The sequence below is a fragment of the Acinetobacter sp. RRD8 genome, from assembly GCF_031844225.1.
In the GTDB taxonomy this organism is placed as follows: domain Bacteria; phylum Pseudomonadota; class Gammaproteobacteria; order Pseudomonadales; family Moraxellaceae; genus Acinetobacter.
On sequence record NZ_JAUZUU010000017.1, the window covers coordinates 15931 to 36077 of the forward strand.

Annotated in this window: 17 protein-coding genes; 8 read left to right on the forward strand and 9 right to left on the reverse strand. The window is 43.7% G+C overall.

Going from position 1 to position 20147, the window contains the following annotated elements; all coding sequences use genetic code 11:
• Nucleotides 1-22 precede the first annotated feature (22 nt).
• Complete coding sequence (locus Q9R24_RS12565) at nucleotides 23-1186, forward strand: zinc-dependent alcohol dehydrogenase (RefSeq protein WP_311204624.1); 1164 nt, start codon at nucleotides 23-25, stop codon at nucleotides 1184-1186.
• A 1144-nt stretch (nucleotides 1187-2330) separates the two neighbouring features.
• Here Q9R24_RS12565 and gyrB read toward each other — a convergent pair.
• From gyrB to dnaA, 4 genes are all read right to left on the reverse strand, one after another.
• Nucleotides 2331-4802 (reverse strand): DNA topoisomerase (ATP-hydrolyzing) subunit B, encoded by a 2472-nt coding sequence (gene gyrB, locus Q9R24_RS12570; protein WP_191112706.1) that lies wholly within the window; start codon nucleotides 4800-4802, stop codon nucleotides 2331-2333.
• 56 nt (nucleotides 4803-4858) lie between these two features.
• Nucleotides 4859-5938: a DNA replication/repair protein RecF gene (recF, locus tag Q9R24_RS12575; protein ID WP_180039048.1), complete on the reverse strand. Its 1080-nt coding sequence runs from the start codon at nucleotides 5936-5938 to the stop codon at nucleotides 4859-4861.
• Nucleotides 5939-5966: 28 nt separating this feature from the next.
• Nucleotides 5967-7115: a DNA polymerase III subunit beta gene (gene dnaN / locus Q9R24_RS12580; protein ID WP_311204623.1), complete on the reverse strand. Its 1149-nt coding sequence runs from the start codon at nucleotides 7113-7115 to the stop codon at nucleotides 5967-5969.
• Nucleotides 7116-7224: 109 nt separating this feature from the next.
• The gene (gene dnaA / locus Q9R24_RS12585; RefSeq protein WP_004281934.1) at nucleotides 7225-8601 is read right to left on the reverse strand and encodes a chromosomal replication initiator protein DnaA; all 1377 of its coding nucleotides are present in this window, start codon (nucleotides 8599-8601) and stop codon (nucleotides 7225-7227) included.
• 660 nt (nucleotides 8602-9261) lie between these two features.
• Here dnaA and rpmH point away from each other — a divergent pair.
• The 5 genes from rpmH (at nucleotide 9262) to mnmE (ending at nucleotide 13368) form a co-directional block, all read left to right on the forward strand.
• Entirely contained in the window at nucleotides 9262-9396 is a 135-nt protein-coding gene (gene rpmH / locus Q9R24_RS12590; protein ID WP_000831329.1) for a 50S ribosomal protein L34, read from the forward strand.
• A 29-nt stretch (nucleotides 9397-9425) separates the two neighbouring features.
• Entirely contained in the window at nucleotides 9426-9818 is a 393-nt protein-coding gene (rnpA, locus tag Q9R24_RS12595; RefSeq protein WP_004281932.1) for a ribonuclease P protein component, read from the forward strand.
• Nucleotides 9819-9827: 9 nt separating this feature from the next.
• On the forward strand, nucleotides 9828-10148 hold the full coding sequence (gene yidD, locus Q9R24_RS12600; RefSeq protein WP_004281931.1) for a membrane protein insertion efficiency factor YidD: 321 nt from the start codon (nucleotides 9828-9830) through the stop codon (nucleotides 10146-10148).
• 5 nt (nucleotides 10149-10153) lie between these two features.
• A complete protein-coding gene (gene yidC, locus Q9R24_RS12605) occupies nucleotides 10154-11917 on the forward strand; it encodes a membrane protein insertase YidC (RefSeq protein ID WP_005245552.1) in 1764 nt (587 codons plus the stop codon).
• A gap of 92 nt (nucleotides 11918-12009) precedes the next feature.
• A complete protein-coding gene (mnmE, locus tag Q9R24_RS12610) occupies nucleotides 12010-13368 on the forward strand; it encodes a tRNA uridine-5-carboxymethylaminomethyl(34) synthesis GTPase MnmE (protein ID WP_262472138.1) in 1359 nt (452 codons plus the stop codon).
• A 43-nt stretch (nucleotides 13369-13411) separates the two neighbouring features.
• Here the strand turns inward: mnmE and Q9R24_RS12615 are convergent, their stop codons facing one another.
• Entirely contained in the window at nucleotides 13412-14557 is a 1146-nt protein-coding gene (locus tag Q9R24_RS12615) for an MFS transporter (RefSeq protein ID WP_311204630.1), read from the reverse strand.
• A gap of 378 nt (nucleotides 14558-14935) precedes the next feature.
• Here Q9R24_RS12615 and Q9R24_RS12620 point away from each other — a divergent pair, with 378 nt between their 5' ends.
• Entirely contained in the window at nucleotides 14936-15637 is a 702-nt protein-coding gene (locus tag Q9R24_RS12620; protein WP_005245557.1) for a DsbC family protein, read from the forward strand.
• Nucleotides 15638-15736: 99 nt separating this feature from the next.
• Here Q9R24_RS12620 and Q9R24_RS12625 read toward each other — a convergent pair whose 3' ends face one another.
• The 3 genes from Q9R24_RS12625 to guaD all read right to left on the reverse strand — a co-directional run bounded on the left by Q9R24_RS12625 (nucleotide 15737) and on the right by guaD (nucleotide 18247).
• Complete coding sequence (locus Q9R24_RS12625; RefSeq protein WP_004281926.1) at nucleotides 15737-15994, reverse strand: GlsB/YeaQ/YmgE family stress response membrane protein; 258 nt, start codon at nucleotides 15992-15994, stop codon at nucleotides 15737-15739.
• A 172-nt stretch (nucleotides 15995-16166) separates the two neighbouring features.
• Nucleotides 16167-16694: a hypoxanthine phosphoribosyltransferase gene (gene hpt, locus Q9R24_RS12630; protein ID WP_004647133.1), complete on the reverse strand. Its 528-nt coding sequence runs from the start codon at nucleotides 16692-16694 to the stop codon at nucleotides 16167-16169.
• A gap of 224 nt (nucleotides 16695-16918) precedes the next feature.
• The gene (gene guaD, locus Q9R24_RS12635; RefSeq protein ID WP_311204622.1) at nucleotides 16919-18247 is read right to left on the reverse strand and encodes a guanine deaminase; all 1329 of its coding nucleotides are present in this window, start codon (nucleotides 18245-18247) and stop codon (nucleotides 16919-16921) included.
• Nucleotides 18248-18346: 99 nt separating this feature from the next.
• On the opposite strand from guaD, the gene Q9R24_RS12640 reads away from it, so the two are divergent.
• Nucleotides 18347-18919, forward strand: coding sequence for a nucleotidyltransferase family protein (locus tag Q9R24_RS12640; RefSeq protein WP_253114433.1), 573 nt, complete (start codon nucleotides 18347-18349; stop codon nucleotides 18917-18919).
• Nucleotides 18920-18959: 40 nt separating this feature from the next.
• Here the strand turns inward: Q9R24_RS12640 and Q9R24_RS12645 are convergent, their stop codons facing one another.
• On the reverse strand, nucleotides 18960-19925 hold the full coding sequence (locus Q9R24_RS12645; protein WP_004647138.1) for a TerC family protein: 966 nt from the start codon (nucleotides 19923-19925) through the stop codon (nucleotides 18960-18962).
• Nucleotides 19926-20147: the final 222 nt, after the last annotated feature.

Consider the following 20147-nt stretch of genomic DNA (forward strand, 5'->3'; position numbering starts at 1 on the left):
GAACTAGAGAGAGGAAATCCGCATGCGTGCTCTTACCTATCATGGTGCTCGGGATGTACGAGTTGAATCCGTTCCAGATCCAGTGATTCAGGAACCAGATGACGTTATTTTAAGGGTGACAGCCACCGCCATCTGTGGCTCAGATCTGCATTTATACCGGGGGAAAATTCCGGCCACTGAAGACGGTGATATTTTCGGCCATGAATTTATGGGAATTGTAGAAGAAGTCGGCCCAGAAGTAACCGAAGTCAAAAAAGGTGACCGGGTGATTATTCCCTTTGTGATTGCATGCGGTCACTGTTTTTTCTGTGAACATGAACTCATGGCTGCCTGTGAAAATACCAATACCGGTCGTGGTGCAATTCTCAACAAAAAACAGATCCCACCAGGGGCAGCTTTATTTGGCTTTAGCCATCTGTATGGTGGTATACCGGGTGGTCAGGCTGAATATGTACGGATCCCCAAAGGCAATGTCGGACCATTTAAAGTACCAGGTTCCCTGCCTGATGAAAAAGTATTATTCCTGACCGATATTGTGCCAACCGCGTGGCAAGCAGTAAACAATGCCCAAGTTGGTCGAGGTTCCAGTGTGGCGATTTATGGTGCCGGTCCGGTCGGTCTGCTGGCTGCTGCCTGCGCGCGGATGCTCGGTGCCGAGCAGATCTTTATGGTCGATCACCATCCTTACCGTCTGCGTTTCGCACATCAAACCTATGGGGTAATTCCTGTCAATTTTGATGAAGTCGATGCTGCTGAATTTATCATTCAAAACACCACAGGTTATCGTGGAGTCGATGCCGTCATTGATGCGGTCGGTTTTGAAGCCAAAGGCAGCATGCTGGAAACCGTAATGACCAACCTGAAATTAGAAGGTTCGAGTGGTTCAGCGCTAAGACAATGTATTGCAGCGGTCCGCCGCGGCGGTGTAGTGAGTGTACCTGGAGTTTATGCTGGTCCAATTCACGGCTTCCTGTTTGGTGATGCCTTTGACAAAGGTTTAACCTTTAAAATGGGACAAACCCATGTGCATAACTACTTGCCGCAGTTGCTAGAACATATTGAAAATGGAGATCTGTCTCCAGATCTGATTATTACCCATCGCATGAAACTGGAAGATGCTGCGGAAGGTTACCGTATTTTTGATAAAAAGGAAGAAGACTGCCGTAAAGTCATTTTAACACCATAAATATGATTAAAAAAAAGCGCCGTCAGGCGCTTTTTTATTTTTCATCGTCATTTTATCAATCCTCTTTTTCTTGTTCCTAATCAATATCATTTCAGCGATTCCCTCCCTCTTTTCTATCGAGTAATAAAAGAAGTGCCCGATTTTCAATAATGAAATCAAAAAATAAGCCATAAGAGAGAAAAAGAAAAAGTTAAGCGAAAATCGATAAAAGTATGATTCTGAAATAAAAATGAAAGTTCACTTGATTATTAAATCAATTATGTAGTTTAACTACACCTTTATTTTTAATTAAAAATATGTTCCACGCCAATGATTAGATAAACTACACCATATTTATAAGTATTTAATTTATAATAATTTTTTTATTTTAAAACCAATCCAAGGAATCGTCTGGTCATACTAGCGATATCTCGCCAAATCCCTTTTAAATTTAAAATGCCATTTTAAATTTAAAAACACTTACCCACAAGACAAGAGAGTTTAAATTTGGATTTAAAATGAAGAATTAATACATGGATTAAAGTTTGTGGAAAAATATTATCTTATTCACATAAAAATTATGGATAACTTCAGAGTTATCCACATATTTGATCAGAATTACTACACACTTAAAGCAATATCACTCACGTATTCTTTAATTTATTACACCAAATTTTTTATAAGTGATTGAGAACTTAGTTTTTCTACATGGGGGAGTATTTATTATTTTCAGCCAAATCCAAACTGAATATTTGATCAGTTTTATTGCATTTATATTCCTCTAATGCCACTTTGACCTATGCAGTTTTCACCCAGCATTCTGGACTGCATATATACTCTTCATCGTATAAAGAGCGTCCTTCTACCTCTCTTTCCTGTTCAAATATTATTCTTCAAAGAATCAATCCTGATTGTCGTTATAACGACAGATTCACTCCATATTTCAGGTATTCTCCTGAGCTGATGATGTATACATAAACCCTTCCTTAGAGTCGATCCAGCTTATTCAACTTGGCTTTTAAAAACTAAAATGAACCTGTTCTATATCCAAAAATCTGTCCAAAATTACTTTATTTTGCCTAGCTCACAGGATATGAGTAAAAAAATTGGTCTAAAAAAAGCGCCTCGAAAGGCGCTTTTTTATATCTGATTTTATCCTGAAGGGTTATGCATCAATATCTGCATTCAAGGCATTTTCTTCAATGAAAGCACGACGTGGTTCTACGTCATCGCCCATCAAGCAAGAGAACATACGATCCGCTTCAATCGCATCGGTAACTGTCACTTGCAGCATGTTACGGTTGTCTGGATCCATGGTGGTTTCCCATAACTGTTCCGCATTCATCTCGCCCAGACCTTTATAGCGCTGGATCATCATGCCACGACGTGAGTCCTGCAAGATATGTTGCCAAACCTGATGGAAATTGCTGACCTGAATCTTGCGATCGCCTTTTTGCAAATATGCACCATCTTCAAGCAGACTAAACCAGCTCTTTGAATTCTTTAATAAACGTGCATATTCACTTGAACCTAACAGTACTGAGTCTAACAGGTAGCTATGTGGCAAGTTATGTACATAGATCGTGATACGTGGCAACCAGCTTGCAGTTTTTTGACCATCTGCCAGTTCTTTTTCAAAACGCTCCAGGGTCAATTCTGGACGTAATGTTGGCTGAATGGCTTCAATCGCTGCACGCAGATTCTCACCCCATATTTCCACATAGGTTTTGTCTTCCAGCTGATCCAGCTTAAAACCTTCCAGTGAAAGTAGTGCATCAAGCAGACTCGCAGGATAACGCTGGGTCAAACGTGCCAAGCTCTTCTGGGAAGTCTGATAATCAGCAATCACATTCGCCAGTGCTTCACCACGAATCGCAGGCGCTTCTGCACTGATATGCAGTTCCAGCTCATCAATCGCATTCGAAATTAGGTAAGTTTCCAGTGCATCATTGTCCTTGATGTACTGTTCCTGCTTACCTTTTTTCAGCTTATATAATGGTGGCTGTGCGATATAAATATGACCACGTTCCACAAGTTCCGGCATTTGACGGAAGAAGAACGTCAACAGTAAGGTACGGATATGCGAACCATCCACGTCAGCATCGGTCATGATAATGATTTTGTGATAACGCAGTTTGTCCGGATTATATTCTTCACGACCAATACCACAGCCCAATGCGGTAATCAGCGTACCGACTTCAGCAGAGGAAATCATGCGGTCAAAACGGGCACGTTCCACGTTCAGGATCTTACCTTTCAGCGGTAAAATCGCCTGCATTTTACGGTTACGACCTTGCTTGGCCGAACCACCTGCAGAGTCACCCTCGACCAGGTACAGTTCAGACAAAGCTGGATCTTTTTCCTGACAATCAGCCAGTTTACCTGGAAGACCGGCAATATCCAGCGCACTCTTACGGCGTGTCATTTCGCGTGCTTTACGCGCTGCATCACGCGCACGTGCTGCATCAATGATCTTGCCGGCAATGGCCTTGGCTGCTTGTGGATTTTCCAATAAATATTCAGAAAATGCCTTGTTCATGGCCTGTTCGACAGCGGTTTTTACTTCACTCGATACCAGTTTTTCTTTAGTCTGTGAAGAGAATTTCGGATCAGGTACTTTGACTGACACGATGGCAGTCAGGCCTTCACGCGCATCATCACCCGATACCGCTACTTTTTCCTTTTTCAGGATATTTTCGCTGTCCATGTAGTTATTTAAACCACGGGTCAACGCAGCACGGAAACCGGCCAGATGCGTACCACCATCCTTTTGCGGGATGTTATTGGTAAAGCAACGTACATTTTCCTGATAAGAATCATTCCACTGTAATGCGACTTCTACCGTAATACCGTTGTCGGCCTGTGCAGCAGTGAAATGAAAAATATCATTCAGGTGAGTTTTGCCTTCGTTAATGTATTTAACGAACTCAGATAAACCACCTTCGTAGTCATAGACATTCTCAAGATTGACGCGTTCATCACGCAGGACAATACGTACACCCGCGTTTAAGAATGACAATTCACGTAAACGACGCGCTAAAATATCAACATTGAAAATGGTTTGACTAAAGGTTTCAGCACTTGGGTAGAAACGTACTGTTGTACCCGATTTATCAGTTGTACCTGTTTCACGTAATTTATAAACAGGATCACCATGACGGTATTCCTGTTCATAAGTTTTGCCCGCACGGCTAATATTTAATAGCAGTTTTTCAGACAGCGCATTGACCACCGAAACACCAACGCCATGCAGACCGCCAGAGACTTTATAACTGTTGTCGTCGAACTTACCACCGGCATGCAGAATGGTTAAAATTACTTCTGCTGCAGACACGCCTTCTTCAGGGTGAATGTCGGTCGGAATACCACGACCATTATCAGAAACTGAAACCGATTCATCTTCATGGATCGTCACTATAATTTCATCACAGTGGCCTGCCAAGGCTTCATCAATCGAGTTGTCGACTACTTCAAACACCATGTGGTGCAGGCCTGTACCATCGTCTGTATCACCAATGTACATGCCCGGACGCTTACGGACTGCGTCTAAACCACGTAATACCTTGATGCTAGAGGAATCATAAGCCTTTTCAATGGTTTGTTCTGTTTGAGAAGCAGCTTGATCTTCTGAACTCATGGTTTCTCCCTAGTGAAAAATAGGTCTATCCAAAGATGGGTAAAACTCAAAAAATATTATTGCACAACTTGAACTGTACCGTTTTCAACACTGAATAACTGATATGAGATAGACAAATCATGTAAGTGCTTTTGTACTGATTCATGGTCTAAGGTGGTAATAAAAACTTGACTACCAAGTTGGCTCAATCGCTCAATTAAACGTTGTTGTGCGGTTAAATCTAATTCTGCTGTCACATCATCTAATAATACCACAGTTTCCTTATTACAAGAATGTAGCATTGCGATTTGCGACAGTTTTAGTGCGATCATCAGCAGCTTTTTCTGCCCGCGCGACAGGATCACATCAGCATCCCCCATCGGGGTCTTTAAACGCAAATCTGCGCGATGTGGGCCATATTCGGTATAGCGTCGCTCACAGTCTTTTTCATGCTGGTTGGTCAGATCATTTAGCAGGCCGGTTTCACTATGAAAGCCCGGACTGTATTCCAGACTGACTTGCAATTCAGGTAATAACTGTTTCAGATCATCTTCAAAAAATGGCTTCCATTGTTCCACAATCCCGACACGTTGCGAGTGCAGGATTTCACCATATTCACTCAGCATCTGGTTCCACGGTTCCAGATCAGACAGACTGAGAAAGCGTTTGCTTTTGAGCAGACTATTTCGCTGTTTCAGCGCACGAGAATAATATTGCCAGGCATGATAAAACTCTGGTTCCACGTGGAACATTAACCAGTCGAGCAATTGACGTCGTGGTTTGGCACCATGATCGATGATATCGGTACTTTGTGGATCAATCAGTTGCAAGGGTAACAGTTTGGCCAGTTGTCCCTGAGTTGCCACTAGATCGCCATTGACCTTGATCAACTGTTCCCCGCTGGCCATTTTTTGCATGCCTATTTTTTCAGTCGCAGATTGTGCAAACACAATCGCATCCTGTGCGCCATGCTGGATATAATTTTTGGGAATATGGGTACGGAAAGAACGACCAGCAGCAAGTAAATGAATCGCCTCTAAAATCGAGGTTTTACCTGAACCATTTTGGCCATAAAAAACATTAAACGGCTGCAATCCTTGGAGAGCAACCGTCTTTAAATTCCGCACACGCTCAATATGTAAACGCGTAATATGCATGTCTTATATAAATATCAAGAGCCGCGGCTTAAACACGCATCGGCATGACGACATAGGTTTGATCCGTATGCGCCGGGTCTTGTACCAAGACAGACTGATTCGCTTCAGTCATGGTCATTGACACATCATCGCCATCAAGCACACCGAGTACTTCAATCAGATACTGCGCATTAAATGACATTTCTAGCGGTGAATCAGCATATTGAATCGCCAGATCTTCAATCGCTTCATCCTGCTCCGGGTTATTGGCGCGAAGTTGCAAAGAATCGGCATTAAAGTTTAGAAACACACCACGCAGCTTTTCATTACTTAAAATCGCCACACGTTGCAAAGACTGCTTGAACACGTCATGTGTGATCATCACCACTTTGTCGCCACCACGTGGAATCACACGGCGATAATCCGGGAACTTACCATCAATCAGCTTGGTGGTGAAACGCACGGTAATATCCGCCTGTTCCTTGTCACGGCTTGGCATCTTGATGGTCACATTGAGCAGTTCACGACCAATCAATAGAGATAATTGCTCATCTTCAACGCTGAGCAGGCGCTGTAATTCTGCAACGGCCTTACGTGGCACAATCGCCTGAATCGGTTGTGCTGCAGTGGATTGTGCCGCTGTTTCACACAGTGCCAGACGGTGGCCATCGGTGGTCACAGCACGTAGCTGATTGGCATCAATTTCCAGCAAGGTACCGGTCAGGTAAAAACGTACATCCTGAACCGCCATGGCAAAAGCAGTTTTTTCGAACAGGCGTTTTAGCTCACGCTGTGTCACCGTTACTTGCGTGCCTTGGGTGTTTTCAGTGTTCAGCAATGGATAATCATCAGCAGGCAATGTCCCCAGTACAAAACGGCTGTTGCCTGATTTAAGGATGCAGCGCTGATCTTCAGTGATATGCAAATCCACCAATGCTGCTGAAGGAAGTGACTTACAGATATCAATCAGCTTACGTGCAGGAACTGTGGTCTCGCCTTCCTGCAAACATGCACCTTCAGCCAGTGCTGTACTCGCCACCAGTTCAACTTCCAGATCGGAACCGGTCACGGTCAATGCTTGCGCAGTCACCTGAATTTTCAGGTTAGACAAGATATTCAAGGTATGGCGACGTTCAACCGCTCCTACGACATGTGAGAGAACATTCAGTAAGCTTTCTTTCGCGATTTTTAAACGCACGGTGCATTCCTCTAAAGCTGAAGATTAATATAGAAAAAGTGATTTTTTTGACGGTTTACTATGCGGCAAAAGCAGCCGCATAGCAAGAATAGAATTTGAGCGATTTAGGTCAACTTTGCAACAGACGTTGCAGGTTTTTATAGTCTTCGTTAAAGATCGGATCTTCTTCACGCAGACTCTGTACTTTCTCGCAAGCATGCATCACGGTACTGTGATCACGACCGCCAAAAGCCATGCCAATTTCCGGAAAACTGTCGCCTGTTAATTCACGTGCCAGCCCCATCGCCAGTTGACGTGGGCGGGCATAAATCCGGGTGCGTTTTGGACCGACCAGTTCTTTCAGCGGAATCCGGAAATACTCACTCACGACACGCTGAATATTTTCAGTACTGATAGTACGGGCACGAATCGCCAGCACATCTTTTAAAGATTCACGCACCACATCCAGATCAATTGGTGTGCCTTTAAAACGTGAAATCGCCACCACTTTGTTCAGCGCACCTTCCAGCTCACGCACGTTAGCCACCACCTGCTGGGCAATAAACAGCGCACAGTTACGTGGTAAATCAACCTGGTTGCTTTCTGCTTTTTTCAGCAGAATTTCAATTCGGGTTTCAATATCTGGTGGTTCAACTCCGACCGACAACCCCCAGGAAAAACGTGAAACCAGACGTGGATCCAGTTCGGTTAGCTCTTTAGGATAACGATCTGAAGTCAGAATAATCTGTTTGGACTCATCCAGCAGTGCGTTAAAGGTGTAGAAAAACTCGACCAGACTGGCCTCTTTACCGGCCAGCAAGTGAATATCATCGACCAGTAATAAATCCAGAGAACGGCAATTTTTCTTAAACTCTTCGACTTTGCCCTGTTGCAACGAGCTGACAAAGTCCTGCACAAAACTTTCTGCGGTCATGTACATGACACGTGCATTCGGTTTTGCCTGCAACAATGCATTACCCACGGCCTGCATCAAATGGGTTTTACCCAGACCCGTCGGACCATATAAAAATAAGGGGTTGTGCTGTGAAGCCCCCAGCTGGGTCAATACCTTGCGACAGGTTTCTGCCGCCATCTGGTTAGATCGACCTTCTACAAACAACGAGAAGGTAAACAATGGATTCAACTGACGTCTACGGCTATTTTTGCCGCTGTCTTCTTTTTCTTTCTTCGGTTTCGGCACCGGCATCGGTGTCGAAGTCAATGCCGCCGTCGTAGTCGCCGGTTGTTCACTGGCAGATAAAATCGCCCCTGGACGTGAATCCACTAAAATTTCGACCTTGCGTACCCGTCCTTCAGACAATTGCTCTGCCAGAATCGTGATCAGTTCCAGATGATGTTCTTGAATGTAACGCGTCCAGTAAGGATTAGGTGCATACAAACGCAAGCTGTCTTCCAGCTCTTCTGCAACCAATGGGCGAATCCACATTGTAAAGACATTTCCAGAGAGCTCTTGTCGCAGGCGATTTAAGCAGTCCGTCCAAAGCATGTGAATCCCCTATTCATTCCATTGTTCATTCAAAAAAGATGACCGCGACCAAAAGCGGGTCGCCATTCTAACCAAGTTATCCACATCTGTCATGGCAATTTCCACAAAAACTGTGCAAAAAGAAATCACCATGCATAAAATTAAATTTAAAACCCGGTGTGGATAAGTTTATCCGCAAGCTGTGGATAAAATATATCATAAAGTTATCCACAAAGTATAAAATTAATAGAAACAGTTTTATCCACAATATAAGTTCATGTTTAAATAAATAAAAAGTGGCTTATCCATAGAAAAAGTGCTCCCTAATAGTAATAAATTTAAATTTATAAATTTGAATTTATTTATAAGATCACTGGTTTTTGTGGATAACTCAAAAAACTTCAAATTTAAATTCAAAACCGTAAGTTAAATTTAAACTCTGGATAACATGTGGATAACTTTGTTGATAGAGTTGTTTATAACTTATATATATTTATATAACAATAACTTAATTTGTGATTAACTTGAATTGAACTATTTTTTATTCAGTTCTCTGAAAAACCAGAGGCTTTATCTTTTTTGATCTTATTTGAAAAGAAAACCGCTTTTGCATTGACAGCTCAAGCAATGAGCACTAAAATCGCGGACCTTCATAGAAAGATCATTTTTTGGAGTTTCAATATGAAACGTACATTCCAACCGTCTGAATTAAAGCGTAAGCGTGTTCATGGTTTCCGTGCTCGTATGGCTACTAAAGCTGGTCGTCAAGTATTAGCTCGCCGTCGTGCAAAAGGTCGTCATAGCTTAACTGTTTAATCAGTTACGCTAAGACGATTTTGGGTGTTATGACAAAACTTTATAGTTTTGGCACAGAGTTGCGATTACGCTGTGCTGCCGATTATAAAGGTGTCTTTGATGGTGCGCTTTTTAAAGTGCATCAACCCCATTTCTTATTTCTTGCAAAACATTCCGAACTGCCAAATAGCCGTTTGGGTTTAGTTGTTGCCAAGAAGAAAGTGCGACGTGCACACGAAAGAAATCGAGTAAAACGACTTGCTCGCGAAAGTTTTCGCCTGCATCAACAGCAATTAGATGACTTAGACATTGTAATCATGCCGAAAATGGGTGTTGAAGCAGTGCCTAATGCAGAATTGCACCAGCAATTACAATTTGCCTGGCAGAAACTGAACCGTCTCGCCAAAAAGCATTCAAAAATAGCCCCCTCCCCACAAAAGTAGAGTTGGCCAATGGTACGTTTACTGCATTGGTTGATCCGTTTCTATCAGATTGCGATTAGTCCTCTTCTTGGACCGCGCTGTCGTTATATTCCAACTTGTTCTCAATATTCCTTGGAAGCAGTCCAGATGCATGGCGCTGGGCGTGGAGTGTGGCTGGCTACTAAACGTATTTGCCGTTGTCATCCGTGGGGGGGCTCGGGATATGATCCTGTTCCCTCAAAAGCGATTCGTTTTATTTCATTTCAGCAAATAGATTCTCAAACGCTTCACGTTGCTGTACCCTTTCGTGATCGTTTATTGAACCAAAATCACTCTCACCACTTGGGGTAATACATATGCAACAATGGGCCAGGATTGCAATTCTCGGAGCCATGTTTGTTGTCGCATATTTGCTCATTTTGGCGTGGCAAAAAGATTATGGAAATGCTGAAACAAAACCGCAGCAGGAAACTGCTGTTGTTTCGCATGACGTATCTGCAGATTTGCCAAATGGTCAGACGGCTACAGTTGCCTCTGATCTGCCACAAGCAAATGTGCCAGCACAGCAAGCCACGGATGCCACAGCACCTGTAAGTCAGCAGCTTATTTCAGTACAAACTGACCTTTATCACCTTTGGATCAATCCTAAGGGTGGTGATATTGTTCGTATTGAATTACTCAATCATGACAAGAACAAAGACAGCGATGAACCGTTCGTGATGCTGGAAAGCGATGCGAAACGTACTTATGTCGCCCAGTCTGGCCTGATCGGTCTGAATGGACCGGACAGCAGCCGTAACGGCCGTCCAATGTATGAGCTGGAAAAAACGGCTTATACTCTGGCAGATGCGAAAACAGTCAAATCCAAAGATGGTGAAAACCTGAAAGTATTGTCTGTACCGCTAGTGTTTAAAACCGCTGACGGGATCGAGATTATCAAGACCTTCAATTTCACTGAAGGTGAATATCCGGTCGTGGTAAATCACAAAGTGGTTAACCGCAGTGGCCAGACTTGGCAAGGTCAGATGTTCGGTCAGATCAAACGGGATAACTCGGAAGATCCAGGCAAATCTGATCAGGGGATCTTCACGCTGGGAACATTCCTCGGCGGTGCATGGGGTACTCCGGACGAGCAGTACAACAAGCTTAAATTCGACAACTTTGTTGAAGAAAAAGTCAGTACTGAAGCGACAGGTGGTTGGGTGGCAATGGTACAGCACTACTTTGTCAGTGCATGGGTTCCAGGTCAGCTGAAGTTGACTCAAGGCAATGGCGAAGCTTATAGCGCCAAGCTTGAATCACGTAAATCAACCGATAACATGAACATCATCGGTTTTACCTCACCGACGTTCAATGTGCCTGCAGGTACAGTGGCTGAAATTGATGCGACTTTCTATTCAGGTCCAAAAATCCAGTCAGAACTGAAAGATTTGGCTGCGGGTTTAAACCAGACCGTTGATTATGGCTGGTTATGGCCAATTGCGAAATTACTGTTTGTCGGTCTTGAATTCTTCCATGGTCTGGTGGGTAACTGGGGCTGGGCAATTATTCTGTTGACTATCTTGGTGAAAGTAATCCTGTGGCCATTGTCGTCGAAGAGCTATCGCTCGATGGCGAAAATGCGTGTGATTGCGCCAGAAATGCAACGCATGAAAGAAGAGTTCGGTGAAGACCGGATGCGCTTCTCTCAAGAAATGATGGCATTGTACAAACGTGAACAGGTCAATCCGCTTGCCGGCTGTTTACCGCTGTTATTACAAATGCCGATTTTCCTAGCCTTGTACTGGGTATTGATGGAATCTGTGGAACTGCGTCATGCGCCATGGATGCTGTGGATTCAGGATTTGTCTTCAATGGATCCTTGGTTCATCCTGCCGTTGTTGATGGGCTTGACGATGTATATCCAACAGTCGTTAAATCCACAACCGACGGATCCAATGCAGGCAAAAGTCTTCAAGTTTATGCCGATTATCTTTACCGTATTCTTGTTGTTCTTCCCGGCAGGCTTGGTCCTGTACTGGATCGTCAACAACTTGATCACGATTCTGCAACAAACTTTGATTAACAAGTCTGTTGCCAAAGATCGCGCGAAACGTGATGAGGCCACTCCAGTCAACTAAGTTGTACGGATAGGCTGAATAAATCCGCTTAAGATGGTAATCTTAGGCGGATTTTTTTTGGCTGTATTTTTGAGTCTTTGCAGGTGAATTTTATGCTCAACCGAACCACAACTATTGCTGCGATTGCCACTCCACCAGGACGTGGCGGCGTTGGGGTGATTCGCCTGTCAGGCCCGAAATCCTATGAGATTGCCCAGCAACTGACACAAAAAGAGCTGCCTAAAGCCCGTTTTGCCGGTTTCCGCCAGTTCTATGATGCGGCCGGCGAAGTCATGGATGAAGGACTGGCGATTTGCTTCCCGAATCCAAACTCTTTTACCGGCGAAGATGTGGTCGAGTTGCAAGGTCATGGCGGTCCGGTGATTCAGAATGCCCTGCTTGGCCGTTTGCTGGAGCTCGGAGCTACAGCGGCTAAAGCCGGTGAGTTCTCGATGCGTGCCTTTGAAAATGGCAAGTTGGATCTGGTACAAGCTGAAGCAATTGCCGACCTGATTGATGCAACTTCGCAAGCGGCTGCACGTTCTGCTGTACGTTCACTGCAAGGGGCTTTCTCGACCAAAGTCAATGCAGTCCTTGAGCAGCTGATTCACCTGCGTTTGCATGTGGAAGCTGCAATTGATTTTCCGGAAGAAGAAATTGATTTTCTCGCAGATGGCAAAATTTTAAATCTGCTGGATGGCGTATCCAGTGCAGTCACTCAAGTACAGCAATCCGCACGTCAAGGTCAATTGTTACGTGAAGGTTTACAGGTGGTAATTGCAGGGAAACCGAATGCCGGTAAATCTTCCTTACTGAATGCATTAGCTGGAATTGAACGCGCGATTGTGACCGATATTGCCGGTACCACCCGTGATGTCCTGCATGAAAAAATTACCTTAAATGGTCTGCCGATTACCCTCACCGATACTGCGGGCTTGCGTAAAACTGGCGATATCGTGGAAAAAGAAGGGATCCGCCGCGCAATTAAAGAAATCGAACAGGCCGATTTATTGCTCTTGGTCTATGACTTAAGCCAGGGCGAAGATCCGCTGCAACTCGCCCAGGAATATTTTGCTGAACATATAGAACCGAAACGTTTGATGCTGATTGGCAATAAATGCGACCTGACCGGTGCTGAAGCCGTGATTGGAGATTTAAATGGTTTCCGGCATATCGCAGTCTCTGCCAAGCAAGAAACTGGCGTTCAAGCGCTCATAGAGGCGATTACAGCGCATGCAGGCTTCCAGCCTGAGGAAGACACCTTTATCGCACGTACCCGTCATTTAGATGCAATGAAGCGCACTCAGCTCTATCTGGCTGAGGCGCGTGAACAACTGGTGGTGTATAACGCCGGTGAACTGGTGGCGGAGTCCTTACGTCTGGCGCAAAATGCATTGGGTGAGATCACTGGTGATTTCAGTGCAGATGACCTGCTGGGCAAGATCTTCGGTTCATTTTGTATTGGTAAATAATTATTTAATAAGCATCAAGAAAGCCCTCAACTGAGGGATTTTTTTAGGCTGGTCGATGAGATTTTTGATAAGCCCACCATAGTGCAAAACACAGCAAACTAATCGCGATACAAAAGCTGATTACAGCGAAATCCAGCCCCCAGTGATCGGCCAGATAACCCACGGCAATGATAGGGACAATAGTGCCCAGATAGGCAATAAACAGATAGGTCGACATGACGGCTGCACGGTTGTCTAAGCTGGTCATTTGATGAATCAGGGCAAAAGCACCCATCAGGGCAAAACCATGGCCGATCCCAAAGCAAATATCACTGATAAAAAATAGTAGGCTGATTTTCGAATACATACATAGCGCCAAAACCATCAGGCTCAAGCACATCATTATCAGGCCGATATTCAGACATTTAGACGCTGCGACCGCTTTAGCCATAAATTGCACGATCACTGAAACTACCAAAATACTGGTAATGGCCAGTCCGCTGACCAGAGGCCCATGCCAAGGTAAAATATTGCGCACAAAAGATGGCGACAGTGAAGCAAACAGGCTAAAGGCGGCAAAGGCACTAAAAGCCGTCACTGCAATAATCATAAACACCCGATGAAACTGCGCTTCAGGTCGTTGCAGTTTAGGCGCCATGCTAAAGGGCTGCGCCTCAAACTTGGGTGCTTTGATCCAGAACAGGCCAATCAAACACAGTACGGCGCCCAAAATCACCGGTAAATATGGCATCACCAAAGGGGCAGCGGAAAACTGCGCAATCACACCACCGACCAAGGGTCCCAAACCAAAACCCATTGCGGTGATGATTGAAATCAGTTGTGGTGCAGTGTGTTTATGGCTTTCTGGGATGGTATGCATTAAACCCATCATGGCAGAGGTGGTCATCAGGCCCGAGGCAATCCCAATAATAAAACGGCCAATCGAGAGGATCAGTGCATTCTGGGCAAAAACGGAAATAATGAGACCCAGCGTAATCAGGGCCAGACCAATTTGCAGGGTCCGTAAAAATCCGATGCTGTTACTGGTTCTGCCCAAAAACAACAAGGTCGAGAGACAGCCAAACATATAGGCGACAAAAATGTAGGTGATCTGGCTGGGCAGCAAATGCCAGAGCTGTTGATAAATCGGATAAAGCGGACTGGCCAAAGCGGTGCCAATCGTTCCCATCATTAAAGCCAGGCTGACCATCAAGAACGGTCGCCAGCTGGTCGTTGTTGTCATGAAAATGCCGTTATAGTGTTGATCCTTGGCCAATCCATGTCAGGGCGTAGCGAGGAAAATAAAAAGTGTCTGCAGTTTAGAATGGATGCAGAAAATCGGTCAAGGTTGAATGAGTAAGATATTTATCATTTAAAATATTTTAAATATATAAAACAATTATTTATTATGAATATTGATATGTTTTCTAGATATATTGAAGTTAAATATAATGCTATACATTATGTTCCACGTGAAACATGGTGAGCTTGTTTAATTGAGTGTAAACAGTAACATAAATGTTTGAGAAATTTAAAAGCAGAGCAATTAGAATCGAGCATATTCTTATCCAATTCATGTAGAACATTCATGTTAAAAAAAACACTGATCATTAGTTTAAGTACATTGGTTTCAAGCTTCGCATTTGCCAATATTGATACGGTACAAGCTAACTTGGCAAAAAACAGTCCCAATTTAAAAATTGAAAATATTCAGACCACCGAGATGAAAGGTATCTATAGCGGTTCCATGCAGGGCCAAGTGGTTTATTTGAATGAAGATGCCAAGCATCTGATTGCTGGCCCGATGCTGCGGATTCAGGATCAGCATAATCTGACCCGTGATTTAATGCTGAAACAAAATAGTATCGACTGGAAAAAATTACCGCTTCAGGATGCTGTGAAAAGTGTAAGAGGTACGGGTAAACGTCAGATTGCCATCTTTTCTGACCCAAATTGCCCGTATTGTAAAAAGCTTGAGCTAGAGCTGAAAAAATTGAATGACTTGACCATTTATACCTTTATTCTTCCTTTAAAACCCCAGTCGGTTGCTCCTTCAAAACAGGTGTATTGCGAGTCTAATCCAGCTCAGGCATGGGAAAATCTGATTGCTCAAGGGATTCAACCTAAATCGAAAAAAAGTTGCGCCAATCCGATTGAACGGAATAAAAAACTGGCTCAGTCTATGGGGGTGAATGGTACTCCTGCGATTATTTTTTCCAATGGTTTTAAGGTGATGGGCGCCTATCCGGCAGAGCAGATTGAACAGATCTTTAGAGAATTCAATTTATAAAAATTAAGTAAACATATCAGTCGCTCAATATAAAAAAGCACCTTTTCCGGTGCTTTTTTATTCAGGTCGTCAAATCAACCTCAGAAACATCTGAATGGTTTAGACTGTACGGCGTTTGGTTACCATATTATAAATAAACAGAATAATCACAGCACCAATCACGGAAGCAATCAGCCCTGCTGCGGAATCTGCCGAATATAGACCGAGCATACGGCCACCAAAAGTCGCCAATAAGGAGCCAGCAATACCCAGCAAGGTGGTCATGATAAAGCCTGCCTTGTCATTACCCGGGTGAATGGCACGTGCAATCAGACCTGCTACAAAACCAATGACGATCGCCACAATAATTGTCCACATATGCATACTCCTTCTTGTCATGTCTTTGTTTTCACATCTGTTTAATCATCTTGAAATAAAGTCAGGATTATAAAAAGTTGAATCCTGAAACGAGATGTTATTTTTTGTTCCCGGTTTCCTGTCCATTTTAGGCATAAAAAAAGTGGCTTATGCCACTTTTTTCAACCTGATTTTAAAGACCGATTTCACCAATAAATGGCAGGTGACGGTACTTCTGGTCATAGTCTAGGCCATAACCCACAATAAATTTATCTTCAACTTCAAAGCCCATAAATTCGACTTTCAGATCGATTTCACGACGCGATGGTTTACTTACCAAAGTACACAGTTGAATCGAGTTAGGTTCACGGGTTTGCAGGATTTCGAGTACCTTGCTTAAAGTGTTGCCTGAATCAATAATATCTTCAACCACCAACACATCTTTACCACGGATTTCACCGTCTAAATCTTTCAGGATTTTTACATCACGTGACGATACCGTGCCACCGCCATAACTGGACACAGTCATGAAATCCAGTTCATGCGGTTTTGAAATCACACGACATAAATCAGCCATAAAAATCACTGAACCACGTAATAAACCGATGAGCACAAGTTCTTTGTCACTATTGGCATAGTGTGCATTGATTTGAGCACCAAGCTCTTTGACTTTAGCTTGAATTTCTTCAGCGGAAATCATTACGCTCATTTGAACGGTCATGGGTAGATACCTAAAAAGTAAAAATAGCAAAATAAAAAAGGTGTTGACCTGCAACACCTGAATACGTCGCAATTTTAATACATCCCTAGCAGAGATGCACCTGTTTTGCTGGCGGTAAATGTAATCATTTTTTAGCCGCTGTTGAATCGCGTTTCAATAAAAAAACACAGCCCAGTGCCATTGCAGACAGGATCAAGTATTGGCGAGGGCGGGATCTTTTCGCTTTATTCACGGGATGCTGCTTTGACATAGACGGCTGCTCCATAGACATAGGTGGCTGCAATATTACGGTCATCGCCGAGCATGGTCAGTGCAAAAAATGCATCTTCAATATTTTTAGCTCTGCTCTGACGTAACTGTTGTAAAGCCGTGGCCTTAAGATCCAGCACCACAAAGTCGGCCTCTTTGCCGAGATTAAAGTTCCCCAGGCGATCATCCAGACTCAAGGCTTTGGCACCGCCTAAAGTGGCATGATACAAGGCCTCAAAGGCGGAGAGTTTTTCACCCTGCAACTGCTGTACCTTATAGGCTTCATTCAGGGTTTGCAGCTGATTAAATGATGTTCCTGCTCCAATGTCTGTGCCTAAGCCGACTTTGACCCCTTTGTCCCAAGTCTTTTTCAAGGGAAATAAGCCACTGCCCAGGAATAGATTTGAGGTCGGACAGAAAGCAATGACTGAGTCGGTCTGATGCATACAATCCCACTCCTCATCTTCCAGATGCACGCAATGTGCGAAGACAGACTTGCTACCGGTTAAACCATAATGATGATACACATCCAGATAACCTTCACGTTCAGGAAAAAGTTCTTTTACCCAAGCAATTTCATTTTTATTTTCACTTAAATGGGTATGTACATAGACATCCGGATATTCAGCTTTGAGCTGTCCGGCTTTTTGTAGTTGTTCAGGTGTTGAGGTTGGTGCAAAGCGTGGGGTAATCGCATACAGGTTCCGCCCCTGTCCATGCCACTTTTCAATCAGCGCTTTAGAGTCGGTATAAGCCGTTTCTGCTGTATCTGTTAGCGCTTCCGGTGCATGACGATCCATCAGGACTTTACCCGCGATCAGACGCATATTGCGGGTGGTTGCCGCATTAAATAAAGCATCTACGGATTCAGGGTGAACGGTACAAAAGACCAGTGCAGTCGTGGTGCCATTTTTAAGCAATTCCTGCACAAAAAATTCGGCAATTTTTTCGCTATAGGATGCATCTTGGAACTGGATTTCAGTGGGGAATGTATAGGTATTTAACCATTCCAGCAGTTGTTCACCATAAGCCCCGACCATTTCGGTTTGTGGGAAATGAATATGGGTGTCGATAAACCCGGGAACAATCAGTTGATCTGGATAGTGCTGTAATTCAGCATTGGTAGGAAGTCGTGACTGCCCTTCTTGCCAAGGACCAAACCACTGGATTTTACCCTCTTGAATGATGACTAAACCATCTTTTACATATCGCACTTGGTCGTGTATATCACGTGCTTGGGCAACTGTATTCTGAATGTCGAGGAAGCGACCACGGATCGCTGTCGTTGCAATTACAGAAGACATTTTAAACCTACGCTTTTTGATTTTTTCGATTGATTGTAGCTGAAAAAATTGCCATGTTTGTATGAACATTCATATTTAAATAGTGATCCAGATTCTTTTATGACCCCATCCAATTATCATGATCAATTTCAACAGATCGTGCGTGCGCAGCCGACCTTAATGCGCATCTTGCATCAGTTAGCACAATTGCACTCTGAAGCTTATGTCGCAGCGGGTGTGTTACGTCATGTGATCTGGGCGCATTTACATGACTGGGAATATGAAATGAATCATACTGAGGTCGATGTAATTTTCTATGACGAAAATAAGCAGGCTCGCGCTATAGAACAGCAACTTGCAGATCAGTTAAAAGACTATTTTCCAGATATCTGTTGGGATGTGACCAATCAAGCCTTTGTACATGAGTGGTATCGTACCGATCAAAATGAAAGTATTGAGCCTTTAACTTCAATTAGTCATGCGCTGTCATTATGGCCAGAAACTGTCACGGCCTTGGCACTGCGCCTGAAAGATGATGAGTTGGAGTTGATTGCCCCTTTCGGTTTAGCAGATTTATTTGAGTTAAAGCTGCGTTGGAATCCGAATTTAGTCAGTTATGCCGTGTTCGAACAACGCATGCTGAGCAAACAGTTTTTGCAAAAATGGCCCAAATTATCCCTGATAGAACAATAAAAAAAAGCCTGCTGATGCAGGCTTTTTTGATGATTACTTTTTACAGGGTGGTTTCGTTATATTTCTTGCTATGACGAATCGACAAGATCGCGGTCACAGTCAGGACAATCACAATAAAGCTCAAAGAAATCCAGATCGGCATATGGAAAACATCTAGCATCAGCATCTTAAAGCCGATAAAGACCAGAATGATCCCGAGGCCATAAGGTAGATAATGCATTTTTGAGGCTGCGCCCGAGAGCAGGAAGAACATCGCGCGTAGGCCTAAAATCGCCATCAGGTTTGCGGTAAGGACAATAAAGGGATCGGTGGTGACGGCAAAAATAGCTGGAATAGAATCGACGGCAAAGATCACATCAGAGGCTTCAACCAGGATCAGGACCAAGAACAACGGCGTTGCCCAGAGCAAACCATTCTGACGGACAAAGAATTTGTCGCCCTGAAGTTGCGGGGTAATACGCATATGTTTACGTAGCCATTTCAGAATCGCCATATCTTCAATATTGCTGTCTTCTTCATGCTGACCACGAAGGAATTTGAAGCCGGTATACACCAGGAACGCACCGAAGATATACAGAATCCAAGAGAATTCCTGTACAAACCAGGCGCCAATAAAAATAAAGATGGTTCTGAGTACAATCGCACCCAGTACGCCATATAACAGCAGCTTGCGTTGCAATGCGGGTGGAATGGCGAAGGCCGCGAAGATCATCAGCCAGACAAAGACGTTATCAATCGCTAGGGATTTTTCCAGCAGATAACCGGCAAAGTATTCCATAACCTTGGCATTAGCAATTGCCGTGCCTGCGGTCTGCTCCAGATACAGCCATAAGCCGCCACCAAATAAAGTCGCGACACTGACCCAGGCAATACTCCAGTAGGCAGCAGTTCGGACTTTAACTTCCTGACCATGCTGATGCTTAAAGCCGACAAAATCGATTACCAGCATGACTGCGACAATCGCGAAAAAGACGAGATACAGCCAGAGTGTACCAATGGTTTCCATGTGAATTCTCCACATCGGACAACTAGCCATAAAAAAACCTTGACCAGTTGCCAGATGAAAAACATCTATAACAACATGATCAAGGTCTTGCCTACATCTTACTGTTCCACTTTTTTATATAAAGTGTGACTTCAAGATGCTCAGATACCGACTTTTTGCAAAGTGTAATGACGATATTCTGACACGTTTAAAAATTGAAATTTCATTCTTAAACGCTTGGAG